The organism is Sphingomonas sp. PSPC2-2, from assembly GCF_049897725.1.
Taxonomy (GTDB): domain Bacteria; phylum Pseudomonadota; class Alphaproteobacteria; order Sphingomonadales; family Sphingomonadaceae; genus Sphingomonas.
In genome coordinates, this window is record NZ_JAFCWU010000005.1 from 198,569 (window position 1) to 211,511 (window position 12,943).

Here is a 12,943-nt window from a genome sequence, read left to right on the forward strand (position 1 = left end):
GCCGCGCCAGCCGCTTGCTACGGCGCGATCCGGCGTGGGCGGGAGACTCTACCGCACTACCGGCAGCACGATCTTCGATCCGGCGCACACCTGCTGCGTGGCCTTGACGAAATCGGCAGGCGTGGCGCGGGCGATGTTGGGGACGAAGCTTTGCGGGTTGCGGTCGATTACCGGGAACCAGCTCGACTGCACTTGCACCATGATGCGGTGGCCCTTCAGGAAGACATGGTCGTGTTCGCGCAAGGGCACGTCCCAGTGCGTGACCTTGTTCGGCACCAGCGCTTGCGGCGTGGTGTCGCTGGCGAGGAAGCGGCCGCGGCGGACGTCCATCGCGATCGGCAATTGGTAGCCGTTCAGCGACTTGGCATAATCGCCGGGCTTGGGATGTTCGGGGGCCTTGACCGCATCTTCGGGATAGACGTCGATCAGCTTGACGACGAAATCGCTGTCGGTGCCGCTGGTGGCGGCGGCGAGCTCGGCGAGCACGCTGCCCGTCACCGTCAGATCGGCATCAAGCGGCGCGCTGGTGTAGCTCAGCACATCGGGGCGGCCCTGTAGGAAGCGTTGGTCGGCGGCTTCCCACCACGACCAATCGGGCGAGAGATAGGTGCCCGACATCGGGCGCGGGCGGAAGGGGACGGGGTTGGCCGGATCCGACACATAGTCGCGGCAGCCTTCGCTGGCGGCGGGTGCGGTGAAGGAGAGCGAGCCATCGGCGTGGAGATAGAGGTCGGTCGCTTTTGCGCCGGGCACGGGCCAGCCGGGATAGCTTTTCCACGTCCAGCTCCCGCTCTGGAAGCTCTTCACCCCCGAGGTCGGGCGCGGGCCGGTGCCGTGCAACCAATAGGCGAAGAACGGCGCCTGGATCTGTTCCTGGAATTGTGGGCCGCTCGGCACGCCGTACGGGATTGGTCCCAGCGCGGCGGTCGGGCCTTGCCACCAGCCATGCGCCCATGGCCCCGCCACCATCGTCGCCAGATGATCGGGGTCGTTCTGCGCTTGCTTGAAATAGATCTGCCAGGAGCCCCACGGGTCTTCCTGATCCCAATAGCCCGCGACGTTGAGCGTCGGCACCGTCGTCTTGCCGAGTTTGTCGCTCCAGCGCTGATCGGTGTAGAAGCGATCGTGATTGGGATGGTCGAGCAGGGCAGTGAACATCGGCACCTGGCCCTTGAACACTTGCCGGTCGATTTCCGCGACCGGGCCTTTGCTCAGGAACCAGTCATAGGTGTCGTAGCGGTCATACTGAAAGTCGGTGTCCTTGGTCTTGTCGAGCTGGAGCATCGACAGCCAGTCGGTCGCGTAGCTGAGGCGCAGCGCGCCATTGCGGTGGAGATCGTCGGACTTCCAATAATCGATCCAGGCGGCTTGCGGGCTGACCGCCTTCAGCGCGGGGTGCGGGCCGATCAGCGCGACGGCGGCAGCGAAGCCGGGGTAGGACACGCCCCACATGCCGACCTTGCCGGTGTTGCCCTGCACATGCTTCACCAGCCAGTCGATGCTGTCATAGGCATCGGTCGATTCATCGGTGACCTTGGGTTGGCCGGGATGGACCGCAGTCGACAGCGTGAACACGCCGTCCGATTTGAAGCGACCGCGCATCGACTGGTAGACGTAGATATAGCCGTCTTTGTCGAGCGAGACCTGGTTGCCGGGGACCTTGGCCGGGGGCGCATCGGGCACGCCATAGGGGGTGCGCTGGAACAGGATCGGCAGCGGGCCGGTCTTGCCGCGTGGCCGCAGGATGACGGTTTGTAGCCGCGCGCCATCGCGCATCGGGACCATCACTTCTTCATAGCTGTAGGGGGATTGCGCTTGCGCTGCGGGAGCCGGGGCGGCTTGCGGGCGAGCGACGAGCGCGACCGGGAGCAGCGCGGCACTGGCCGCGAGAAGGATTTTCAGTGTTCGCATAACGCCCCCAAACTCCACACCCGTCACCCCGGCCTTGTGCCGGGGTCCACGGTGCCGCGAATCTTTACGTTCGGAATGTGCGGCACGGTGGATGCCGGGACAAGCCCGGCATGACGGATTTCGGGTAGGCCGTTTCGCCTCAGATGCGGTGTTCGCCCTTGACCCAGCGCACCGTGCCCGAGCTGGCGCGCATCACCACGCTTTCGGTGGTCATCACATGGCCCTTGCGCTTGACGCCTGCGAGCAGCGACCCATCGGTGACGCCGGTTGCCGCGAAGATGCAATCGCCGCGCGCGAGCTCGGTCAGATCATATTGCTTGTCGAGTTCGGTCACGCCCCATTTGGCGGCGCGGGCGCGCTCATCATCGTTGCGGAACAGCAGTCGGCCCTTGAACTGCCCGCCGACGCAGCGCAGCGCCGCTGCCGCCAGCACGCCCTCGGGCGCGCCACCCGCACCCATATAGATGTCGATGGTGGTGTCGGGGTTGGTGGTCGCGATCACGCCCGCGACGTCGCCATCGCCGATCAGCATGATGCCGCAGCCGACTTCGCGCAGTTCGGCGATCAGTTTCTGGTGGCGCGGGCGATCGAGCACGCAGGCGATGATCTCGCGCGGTTCCACCCCCTTGGCAGCGGCGAGCGCGCGGACATTCTCCGTCGGCGATTTGTCGAGATCGATAATGCCCTCGGGATAGCCCGGGCCGCAGGCGATCTTGTCCATGTACACGTCGGGGGCGTTGAGTAGCCCGCCTTCCTCGGCGATGGCGAGCACGGCGAGGCTGTTTGGGCCGGCGGTGGCGCAGATCGTGGTGCCCTCCAGCGGATCGAGTGCGATGTCGATCTTGGGGCCCTTGCCGATCGCCGAGCCGACTTTCTCGCCGATGAACAGCATCGGCGCTTCGTCGCGCTCGCCCTCGCCGATCACCACGGTGCCGTCCATATAGAGGTTGTTGAGCGCGGCGCGCATTGCCTCGACCGCCGCTGCGTCCGCAGCCTTTTCATCCCCGCGCCCGGTCAGCTTCGACGCGGCAATCGCCGCCGCTTCGGTGACGCGCACCATTTCCAGCACGAGGACTCGGTCGAGCGTTTTGGAGCGGGTGGTGTTCATCAGGAATCCTCTTATCGTTTGCGTGTCGGTTAGCAGAGCCTTTGCGTGTGTCGAGCCAGATTTCCCCTCCCCCTGGCGGGGGGGTAGGGGAGGGGATGTGATAGCGGCGTTGCGCTCGCGGCAGACTGCCCTCCCCCAGCCCCTCCCGCCAGCGGGAGGGGAGGAAATTAGTCTCGCAGCAATTCGTTGATGCTGGTCTTGCTGCGCGTTTGCGCGTCGACGCGCTTGACGATGACCGCGCAATAGAGCGCGGGCTTGCCGTCGCCGCCGCCCATGCTGCCGGGCACGACCACGGCATAAGGCGGCACTTCGCCGCGATACACGTCGCCGGTCGCGCGGTCGACGATCTTGGTCGAGGCACCGAGATAGACGCCCATCGACAGCACCGCGCCTTCGCCGACGCGCACGCCCTCGGCCACTTCGCTGCGCGCGCCGATGAACGCGCCGTCGCCGATGATCACCGGGTCGGCCTGGAGCGGTTCGAGCACGCCGCCAATCCCCGCGCCGCCCGAGATGTGCACGTTCTTGCCGATCTGGGCGCAGGAACCGACCGTCGCCCAGGTGTCGACCATCGTGCCTTCGCCGACATAGGCACCGATATTGACGAAGCTCGGCATCAGGATCGCGCCCTTGCCGATGAAGCTGCCGCGCCGCGCGACCGCACCCGGTACGACACGGAAGCCGCCCGCGCGGAACTCGGCCTCGCCCCAGCCGGCGAATTTGGAGGGCACCTTGTCGAACGCGGGCGCGCCGCCAGCGCCGCCCTCGACCAGGCTGTTATCGTTGAGGCGGAAGGAGAGCAGCACCGCCTTTTTGAGCCACTGATTGACTGTCCAGCCGTCGCCCTCGGGTTCGGCGACGCGCACCGCGCCCGCACCCAATTGGTCGAGCACGCTGTCAACTGCGTCGCGCACCGCGCCCGTGGTGCCAAACCCGATCGTGTCGCGCGCGTCCCATGCGGCTTCGATCGTGTGCTGCAGATCGCTCATGCTTCCCCCATATGCTCGTGAAGCCACGCCGTCACATCGGCGCAGGTAAAATCGATATAGCTGCGGTCCTCGTCCGGCCCCTGTTCGGAGCCATTGTCGACCCACACCGTCGTCATGCCGATCGCCTTGGCGGGCGCGAGGTTGCGGGCCATGTCCTCGAAGAAGATCGCCTGCTCGGGTACGATGTCGAACGCCGCGCACAGCCCGGCATAGGCCGAGGCTTGCGGCTTGGGCAGCAAGTCCATCGCATGAATGTCGTGGATCGCCTCGAAGCTTTCGCCGAGACCCAACCGCCCGAGCACGCGCGTGGCATAGGGCGTGTCGGCATTGGTGAAGACGATCTTGCGCCCCGGCAGCCGCGCGATGGCGGCGGCGAGCGGGGCATTTTCTTCGAGCACGTCCATTTCGATATCGTGGACGAAATCGAGGAACGCGTGCGGATCGACATCATGCTCGGCCATCAGCCCGGCGAGCGTGGTGCCGTGGCCGTGGAAATAGCCCTTCTGAATGCGGCGGGCCTCGACCAGATCGACCTCGAACTTGGCGGCGATATAGGCACCCATCTTGGCGTCGATCTTGTCGAACAGCCGCGCGCTCGCGGGATAGAGCGTGTTATCCAGATCGAAGATCCAGGTGCGGATATGGGCGAGGCGCGGGTCCATGTCGCGCAGGCTCTAAGCGGGGTGGGCGAGGGGGGCAAGGCGTGGAGTGCGGAAAGCCCCTCACCTTCAGGGGAGGGGTTGGGGTGGGGCCGTCCAGCAAACGCTGCGCCCAGACCATAGCGTCGAAGCGGGCATCAAGCCCGCTCCGCCGCCGCTACCCCACCCCCAAACCCCTCCCCTGAAGGGGAGGGGCTTTGAAACACCCGCTGGCCTCCCCACATCCCTCTTATGACCCAATATTCCCTGCTCGATCTCGTCCCCGTCATCGAAGGCGGCAGCGTTGCGCAAGCCTTGGCCAATGCCGCCGACCTTGCCGCGCATGTCGAGCGGCTCGGTTTCACACGCTATTGGACCGCCGAACATCACGGCATGACCGGCATTGCCAGCGCGGCGACATCGGTGGTGCTGGCGCATATCGGCAACGCTACGTCCTCCATCCGCATCGGTGCGGGCGGGATCATGCTGCCCAACCATGCGCCGCTCGCCATTGCCGAACAGTTCGGCACGCTCGACGCGCTGTTTCCGGGGCGGATCGACCTGGGGCTCGGCCGGGCTCCGGGATCGGACCAGATCGTCGCGCGCGCGATGCGCCGCAACCTCGACAGCGACGCCAATGCCTTTCCGCAGGATGTGATGGAGCTGCAAAGCTATTTCGCCGATGACGGCCAGACCGGCATTCGCGCGACACCGGGGGCGGGGGCGGATGTGTCCTTGTGGATCCTGGGATCGAGCACGTTCGGTGCGCAACTCGCCGCGATGCTGGGCTTGCCGTATGCTTTCGCGTCGCACTTCGCGCCCGATGCGCTGATGGCGGCGATCGATATTTATCGCCGCACCTTCCGGCCGTCCGCGGCGCTCGCCAAGCCCTATGTGATGGCGGGCTTCAACGTGTTCGCCGCCGACAGCGATGACGAGGCGGAATTGCTGGCGAGTTCGCAGCAACAGGCGTTCGTCGCCTTGCGCACCGGCAACCCGCGGCAATTGCCGCCGCCGGTCGCGGGCTATCGCGCGAGCCTGGGGCCGCAGGGCGCGGCGATCCTCGATCATGTCTTGTCCTGCTCGGCGGTGGGCGGCCCGGCCAAGGTCGCGCGCGAGATCGCCGCGTTTGTCGAGCGCACCGGGGTGGTGGACGAACTGATGATCGCGAGCTCGATCTACGATCACGCCGCGCGCAAACGCAGCATGGAGATTACGGCGCAGGCGATGCGCGAACTGGCGCTGGCGGCTTAGGCTCAGGATTCTGCTACAATCGACGCCGATCCTGAATCGGGCGGAGGAAATCGCGTGGCATCTGCCGACCACCGAAGTGCGCGGCGTTTGCTGGGGCACTTTCTGCCGGTCAGGAAAGCCGTTTTACCTCTGCCAAGACCCACTCCAGAACGACCGGGCTTCGCGTGTCTACCTCAATGACCGGACCTATTCTCATCGGGCGATCATATTCGGCGAGCATTTCAGCGGGCAGCTCTTTCAGAGGGTGAGCGGCATGATGACCGTTGGCGGCGGCCCGTTCACGAAATCGCTTCGCTGTTTCGGCGGGGCCGCAATCGCAATGAACTTCTATGATGGAGGCTTGCAGGCTGGCCAGCCGTTCCCGCTCATAGTCGCTATAGGGTCGGAAATTCGCTTCCAAGACCGCTTGCGGCGCGTTGCTCGCCAACTGCCAGATGAGTTCCATCGAGGCACTGCCGATCCGGCGGGAGGCGGCGATGTCGCCACTGCCGTCACCAAGCACGTCGGTCAGCGTCTCTTTGATGAAATCCTTGGAAAAGAGCGGGAAGCCGAGCCGCTGAGCCAGCGGCACGGCGAGTGTCGTCTTACCTGCCCCCGGGGCACCGGAAACAATCACGATTTTGCGCTGAACGTGTGACATACGGTTGCATATCAAACCCCGAGACTGGCCACCATCGGGGCGTGTCGAACGGAAACCTACGTCCATCGTAGCACAAAGTCGTGACCGAGCGTGTGCCTGACACCTCCGTCCGCGCGGCTGGCCAACCCACCCCCAGCCCCTCCCTTTCAGGGAGGGGAGGCGTTTGGCACGGCTGGCTGCAATCCTTGCCGATCCTGAACCTGGCCGGGGAAATCGCGCGGGTTGTTGGGGAAAGCGAGTATGTCCGCCTTGCCGGCGAAAACATGCGTCGCTTTCAGACCGGAATGGTTTCGACTGCCATGTGACGGAACATGTGGCGCACGTCCGAAGGTAAGCCATCTTCGGTCACCAGCGTCGTGATTTCCGCTAGTGGAAGGATCTGGTACGGGGACCCCGCTCCCAGCTTCTCGCGGGAGGCAAGAACCACCGTCTCGGCAGACTGGCGCGCGATCAAACGCTTGATCCCCGCTTCCTCCGCGTCGCCCGTCGTTGCACCGAGATCGGGGTGCAACCCGGTCACCCCCATGAAATAGGTATCGACGCGAATGCGGGAGATCGCCTCGGCACTCGCCGCACCGGTTGCGACGATCGAGTGCTTGAAGAGACGGCCACCAATAATCTGCACATCGACAAGCGGGTGCCGCACCAATTCGACCGCGATGCTCGGGCTATGGGTCACGATGGTCGCCCGAAGATCGTGGGGCAATGCCCGCGCCAGTTGTACATTCGTCGTCCCGCCATCCAAAAAGACAATCTGCCCTGGTTGAATTTGGCGGGCCGCGTGCCGCCCCAGCGCCACCTTGGCGGGAGAGCCAAGCTCCTCGCGCGCTGCGAAGTCCGCCACCGCCGGCGAGGCTGGCAGCGCACCGCCATGGACGCGTTGCAACAGGCCTTCGCCCGCAAGTTCGCGCAGATCGCGCCGGATCGTGTCCTCCGACACGCCGATCTCCTTGCTGAACGTCTTGGCGATCAACCGTCCATCCCGGCGGAGGATCTTCTGGATCAGGGCCTTGCGTTCCGTGGTCAGCATTCTTGTCTCGTTTGCACGATAATCATTGACTCTGCACGATATTGCACGGAAAATGGCGGCCGTCCAGCGGGTGGATGGAACCCGCTGCCTTCAAGCATCAAGGAGCAGCTATGAGCATCGCCGATCGTGTGCGGGTAGACGAGGTCACCGTCCTGTCGGACAATTGGTACGTTCTCAAAAAGACCGTGTTCGACTTTCAGCGACAGGATGGCAGTTGGCAGCGGCAGTCGCGCGAAACCTACGATCGCGGGAATGGCGCAGCTATCCTCCTATACGATCCCGAACGTCGCACGGTCATTCTTACCCGCCAGTTCCGCTACCCCGCCTTCGTCAACGGGCATGACGATCTGCTGATCGAGGTTCCTGCCGGCCTGCTGGACGACGCGGAACCCGAAGTCCGTATCCGCGCGGAGACGGCGGAGGAGACCGGCTTTCGCGTCGGGGAGGTCCGCCAGGTCTTCGATGCCTTTATGAGCCCCGGTTCGGTGACCGAGCGGTTGCACTTCTTTGTCGGCCGGTATCGACCGGAAGATCGGGTCGCGAAGGGCGGCGGGAATGCGGAGGAAGGCGAGGACATCGCTGTCTTCGAGATCGCAATAGACACGGCACTGTCGATGATCGGGTCTGGCGAAATTCGCGATGGGAAGACCATCATGCTCTTGCAATACGCAGCCCTGCATCTGTTCGCGTCGTAGCGCAGGGCAGCTCGAACGGCCAGTTTCAGGATCGTGCTCGGACACGCTGAAGGGCTGGGATTGGGGCGGCTCCCAGACAAGCGCCGCCCCTCAATTCGCGGCCGGGAGCCTCAGTCGCACCAGCAGCCCGCCCAGATCCTCGCTCTCTTCCAGCGAGACCGTGCCCTCGTAAATCTCCGCTACGTCGCGGACGATCGCCATGCCGAGGCCGGTGCCGGGCTTGCCGGAATCGAGCCGCACGCCGCGATCGAAGATGCGGATGCGTTGTTCCTCGGGGATGCCGACGCCGTCATCCTCGATCAGGAATTCGACGAAGCCCGAATGCTTGGACACGGTGACGAACACGCTGCCGCCGCCATATTTTGCGGCATTTTCGATCAGATTGCCGAGCATTTCGTCGAGATCCTGCCGCTCGACATGGACTTGCAGATCCTTGGGGCCGTCGGTGTCGATGCGGACGTGGCGATAGAGTATGCCGACCGCGCGCTCGACCGATTCGAGGCTGGGCCACACGTCCGCCCGGCTATGCGCCGAGCCGCGCCTGCCGACCGCGCGGGCGCGGGCGAGGTGGTGGTCGACCTGGCGGCGCATCGTGCGCGCCTCGCGCACCACGGTTTCGCCGAGATCATCGGCCTGGGCGGTGGCGGCGTTCATGATGACGGTGAGCGGCGTCTTCAGCGCGTGCGCCAGATTGCCGGCATGGCGGCGCGCTTCCTCGGCCTGGCGTTCGTTATGCGCGATCAGGCCGTTCAATTCCTCGACCATCGGCGCGACCTCGATCGGCATCGGCCGTTCGATCTGGCGCGATTTGCCCGCGCGCATCCGGGCGATTTCCTCGCGCACCTTGCGCAGCGGCCACAGCCCGTAAAAGGTCTGCAGCGCCGCCATCACGATCAGGCCGAAGCCGAGCAGCGCGAAGCTGCGCACCAGCGTCTTGCGCAACACTTTGATCTGCGCGTCGAGCCCCTCGCGATTTTGCGCAACCTGGAAACGCCAGCGCACCTTGGAGCCGGGCAGCGTCGCGTCGCGTTCGACGATGCGCAGCCGCTCGGGATTGTCGGTGCGGGGATCGACGAACTGGTCGCTGTCATAGGCATGGATGCCAAGATCATTATGCGCGCTGCCATAAGCAAGTCGGCGGTCCCATAAGGAGCGCGACGGATAGGGCTCCTGTCCCGGCGCACTGATCTGGTAATACAGCCCCGAATTGGGTTCGAGGAAGCGCTGGTCGGCAAGCTCGCGATTGTTGAACACTTCGCCTTGCGGCCCGATTTCCGCTGAGACGATCAGCGCGGTCAGTACATATTCGAGCTGGTCGTCGAAATTCTGGGTGATCGCGGTGGTCAGCACGCGGTCCAGCGCGAAGCCGCCGCCGGTCAACAGCAGCAGAATCCACCCCGCCGCGATCAGGATCATGCGGCGGCTGAGCGATCCCGTCGTGCGCGTCGCGATCGTCGCGCGCGGCTCGGTGTCGAGCGGTGGCAAGGGTGGGGACACGTGCTCGTGCGCCACCGCGCCTTCGCTCGCCGGGACGACGACGAAATCCGTGCCCGGCGCGTCAGCCATTATGCATCCGGATCTTCAAGGCTGTAGCCAAGCCCGCGAATGGTGGTGATCACGTCCTGGCCGAGCTTTTTACGAATGCGGGTGACGAACACTTCGATCGTGTTCGAATCGCGGTCGAAATCCTGGTCGTAAATATGTTCAATCAGCTCGGTGCGGCTGACCACCTTGCCCTTGTGGTGGAGCAGATAGCTGAGCAATTTATATTCCTGCGCGGTCATCTTGACCGGTTCGCCGGCCAGCGTGACCTTGCCGCTGCGCGTGTCGAGCCGCACGTCGCCGGCGGTTAGTTCCGACGAGGCATTGCCCGAGGCGCGGCGGATGAGCGCGCGCAGGCGGGCGATCAATTCCTCCGACTGGAACGGCTTGGCGACATAATCATCGGCCCCGGCATCGAGCCCGGCGACCTTGTCGGACCAGCTGTCGCGGGCGGTCAGCACCAGCACGGGGGCGGTGCGGCCTTCCTTGCGCCAGCGGTCGAGCACGGTGAGGCCGTCGATTTCGGGGAGGCCGAGATCGAGGATGATCGCGTCGTAATTCTCGGTCGAGCCCATGAAATGGCCTTCCTCGCCATCGGTGGCGAGGTCGATCGCATAACCTGCCCCCTCCAGCGTGGCCTTCAATTGCTGGCCGAGATTGGGTTCATCCTCGACGATCAGAACACGCATGAAAGTTCCCCTTAGGACGGCGCTGGCCGCGCTTAGTTGCTGGTGCGGCCGAGGATCTGGCCGGAACGCCCGTCCACCTCGACCCAGATGACGGTTCCATCGCGCAGGAACTTCAGCGTGTAAATCCCGCGATCGGGCTCGAAGTCGAAGCCGAGATACTGGCTGCCGCGCATCGATGGCAACACGCGGCCCTCGATTTCCTTGAGTGGGAGGATGCGGCCTTCCTGGCGCGCGCGCCACGCTTCGCGCTGATCGGCGCGCTGGAGTTGCACGCCGTCGGTCGGCAGCGGTGCCGTTGCGGTGGCCAGTCCAAACAGGATGGGTACGAGCATCGTCATGGGATTGGCATAGGCAGTCAGCGTTGAACAGCCTGTGAATGAGCGGGGACGGGGGTTGGAGGCGCGACGGACCCGCGCAAGACCGGTTTCAATCCTTCTCCCTGTGGGAGAAGGTGGCGCGAAGCGCCGGATGAGGGTGATCCGGGCGCCGGCGGCATAGCGGATCACCCTCACCCTCCCACCGCTTCGCGGCGTGCCCCTCCCTCTCCCGATGGGAGCCGGGAGCAGGACATGCGTCGCGGTAAAGTCGGCGATGTGCGGAAAGCCTCGATTTAGCTGCGCTACATCGTTAGGGCGCACACGCTATGGCTGCACCAATTCTTGCATATGAAAATCTCGGCGTCATTCAAGGCTCGGGCTGGTTGTTTCGCGGGCTCGACATTCATGTCGGGCCGCGTGATCGGCTGGCGCTGATCGGGCGCAATGGCGCGGGCAAGACGACCTTGCTCAAATTGCTCGGCGGCAAGATCGATTCGGACGAGGGCCGCCGCACGATCGTGCCCGGCACGCGCGTGATCCAGCTGGAGCAGGAACCGGCGATGACCGGTTTCGCGACGCTGGCCGATTATGTGCTGGCGGGCGAGGATGCGCCGCAGCGGCATGAGGCTGAGGCGATTGCCGACCAACTCGGCATCGACCTGACGCGTGAAGCGGCCAAGGCCTCGGGCGGTGAGCGCCGCCGCGCCGCGATCGTGCGCGCGTTTGCGCAGAATCCCGACGTGCTGCTGCTCGATGAGCCGACCAACCACCTCGACATCGGCGCGATCGAATGGATCGAGGAATGGCTCCAGCGTTTCCGGGGTGCCTTTGTCGTCATCAGCCATGACCGCACCTTCCTGACCAAGCTGACCAAGCAGACCTTGTGGATGGACCGGGGCAATTTGCGGCGCGCCGAAATCGGCTTTGGCGGGTTCGATGCTTGGACCGAGCAAGTCTATGCAGATGAGCAACGCAATGCCGAAAAGCTCGACGCCAAGCTGAAGCTGGAAGAGCATTGGCTGCTGCGCGGCGTCACCGGGCGGCGCAAGCGCAACCAGGGCCGCCTGACCAAGCTGGTCGAAATGCGCGCCGAACGCGCGGCGATGGTCGGGCCGCAGGGGGCGGCCAACCTCACCATCGGCAGCGACGATGCGCGCTCCAAGGTGGTGATCGACGCCAAGCATATCTCCAAGGCGTTTGGCGACCGCACCATCATCCGCGATTTGTCGCTGCGCGTGACGCGCAAGGACCGCATCGGCATCGTCGGCGCGAACGGCGCGGGCAAATCGACCCTGCTCAAGCTGCTCACCGGCGAGTTGGAGCCCGATAGCGGCACGATCCGCTTCGCCAAGACGATCGAGAAGATCGTGATCGATCAGCAGCGCAGCAAGATGGCCCCCGACAAGACAATCCGCGACGTGCTCGCCGATGGCGGCGACTGGATCGAGGTGCAGGGCATTCGCAAACATGTCGTCGGCTATTTGAAGGAATTCCTGTTCGAGCCGGGCGTGCTGGATGCCAAGATCGGCACGCTGTCGGGCGGTGAGCGCTCGCGCCTGTTGCTGGCGCGCGAATTCGCCAAGCCGTCCAATTTGCTGGTGCTGGACGAGCCGACCAACGATCTCGACCTCGAAACGCTCGATCTGTTACAGGATGTGATCGGCGACTATGATGGCACGGTGCTGATCGTCAGCCACGACCGCGACTTTCTCGATCGCACGGTGACGATCACGCTCGGGCTCGACGGGTCGGGTACGGTCGATGTCGTGGCGGGCGGCTATGAGGATTGGGAGCGCCGTCGCAAGGCCGCCGCGCCGACCAAGCGCGGCGCGATCGCCAGGAATGCAACCTCGGCTGCCCCGCCGCCGCCGCCGGGCACCAAGGTCAAGCTGACGTACAAGGACCAGCGCGATTACGAGCTGCTGCCCAAGCGGATCGAGGCGCTTGATGCCGCGATCGCGCGTGACCAGGCGTTGCTGGAAGACCCCGATCTCTACACGCGCGACCCGGCGTTGTTCGAGCGGCTGATGGAAGCGATCGGCCAGGCGCAGGAAGACAAGAACGCCGCCGAACTGCGCTGGTTGGAACTGGCCGAGATGGTGGAGAGCCTCGCCTAAATCCTCCCCGGAA

Annotated in this window: 12 protein-coding genes; 3 read left to right on the plus strand and 9 right to left on the minus strand. The window is 64.8% G+C overall.

The window, feature by feature from the left end; all coding sequences use genetic code 11:
- Window positions 1-48: 48 nt before the first annotated feature.
- The 4 genes from ACP7BY_RS11200 to ACP7BY_RS11215 form a co-directional block, all read right to left on the minus strand.
- Window positions 49-1,911 carry a CocE/NonD family hydrolase gene (locus tag ACP7BY_RS11200; RefSeq protein WP_033963685.1) on the minus strand — a complete coding sequence of 621 codons (1,863 nt, stop codon included), beginning with the start codon at window positions 1,909-1,911 and terminating at the stop codon, window positions 49-51.
- 139 nt (window positions 1,912-2,050) lie between these two features.
- The gene (glpX, locus tag ACP7BY_RS11205) at window positions 2,051-3,019 is read right to left on the minus strand and encodes a class II fructose-bisphosphatase (protein ID WP_126848298.1); all 969 of its coding nucleotides are present in this window, start codon (window positions 3,017-3,019) and stop codon (window positions 2,051-2,053) included.
- Window positions 3,020-3,186: 167 nt separating this feature from the next.
- The gene (gene dapD, locus ACP7BY_RS11210) at window positions 3,187-4,008 is read right to left on the minus strand and encodes a 2,3,4,5-tetrahydropyridine-2,6-dicarboxylate N-succinyltransferase (RefSeq protein WP_033963686.1); all 822 of its coding nucleotides are present in this window, start codon (window positions 4,006-4,008) and stop codon (window positions 3,187-3,189) included.
- Complete coding sequence (locus tag ACP7BY_RS11215; protein WP_033963687.1) at window positions 4,005-4,670, minus strand: pyrimidine 5'-nucleotidase; 666 nt, start codon at window positions 4,668-4,670, stop codon at window positions 4,005-4,007. The genes dapD and ACP7BY_RS11215 overlap by 4 nt, the downstream gene beginning before the upstream one ends.
- A gap of 228 nt (window positions 4,671-4,898) precedes the next feature.
- On the opposite strand from ACP7BY_RS11215, the gene ACP7BY_RS11220 reads away from it, so the two are divergent.
- Window positions 4,899-5,900 carry an LLM class flavin-dependent oxidoreductase gene (locus ACP7BY_RS11220; protein WP_137903016.1) on the plus strand — a complete coding sequence of 334 codons (1,002 nt, stop codon included), beginning with the start codon at window positions 4,899-4,901 and terminating at the stop codon, window positions 5,898-5,900.
- 109 nt (window positions 5,901-6,009) lie between these two features.
- Here the strand turns inward: ACP7BY_RS11220 and ACP7BY_RS11225 are convergent, their stop codons facing one another.
- Both ACP7BY_RS11225 and ACP7BY_RS11230 read right to left on the minus strand, forming a co-directional pair.
- A complete protein-coding gene (locus tag ACP7BY_RS11225) occupies window positions 6,010-6,540 on the minus strand; it encodes an AAA family ATPase (RefSeq protein WP_033963689.1) in 531 nt (176 codons plus the stop codon).
- 274 nt (window positions 6,541-6,814) lie between these two features.
- Complete coding sequence (locus ACP7BY_RS11230; protein ID WP_052192105.1) at window positions 6,815-7,570, minus strand: DeoR/GlpR family DNA-binding transcription regulator; 756 nt, start codon at window positions 7,568-7,570, stop codon at window positions 6,815-6,817.
- A gap of 110 nt (window positions 7,571-7,680) precedes the next feature.
- On the opposite strand from ACP7BY_RS11230, the gene ACP7BY_RS11235 reads away from it, so the two are divergent.
- Entirely contained in the window at window positions 7,681-8,265 is a 585-nt protein-coding gene (locus tag ACP7BY_RS11235; protein ID WP_081988605.1) for an NUDIX domain-containing protein, read from the plus strand.
- Between the two features lie 90 nt (window positions 8,266-8,355).
- Here the strand turns inward: ACP7BY_RS11235 and ACP7BY_RS11240 are convergent, their stop codons facing one another.
- The 3 genes from ACP7BY_RS11240 to ACP7BY_RS11250 are packed head-to-tail and all read right to left on the minus strand — an operon-like array spanning window position 8,356 to window position 10,834.
- Complete coding sequence (locus tag ACP7BY_RS11240; protein ID WP_405052978.1) at window positions 8,356-9,831, minus strand: sensor histidine kinase; 1,476 nt, start codon at window positions 9,829-9,831, stop codon at window positions 8,356-8,358.
- A complete protein-coding gene (locus ACP7BY_RS11245; RefSeq protein WP_010404476.1) occupies window positions 9,831-10,496 on the minus strand; it encodes a response regulator transcription factor in 666 nt (221 codons plus the stop codon). Before ACP7BY_RS11245 ends, ACP7BY_RS11240 begins: the two co-directional genes overlap by 1 nt.
- A 32-nt stretch (window positions 10,497-10,528) precedes the next feature.
- Complete coding sequence (locus ACP7BY_RS11250) at window positions 10,529-10,834, minus strand: hypothetical protein (protein ID WP_137903015.1); 306 nt, start codon at window positions 10,832-10,834, stop codon at window positions 10,529-10,531.
- Between the two features lie 305 nt (window positions 10,835-11,139).
- Here ACP7BY_RS11250 and ACP7BY_RS11255 point away from each other — a divergent pair, with 305 nt between their 5' ends.
- On the plus strand, window positions 11,140-12,930 hold the full coding sequence (locus ACP7BY_RS11255) for an ABC-F family ATP-binding cassette domain-containing protein (protein WP_137903014.1): 1,791 nt from the start codon (window positions 11,140-11,142) through the stop codon (window positions 12,928-12,930).
- Window positions 12,931-12,943: the final 13 nt, after the last annotated feature.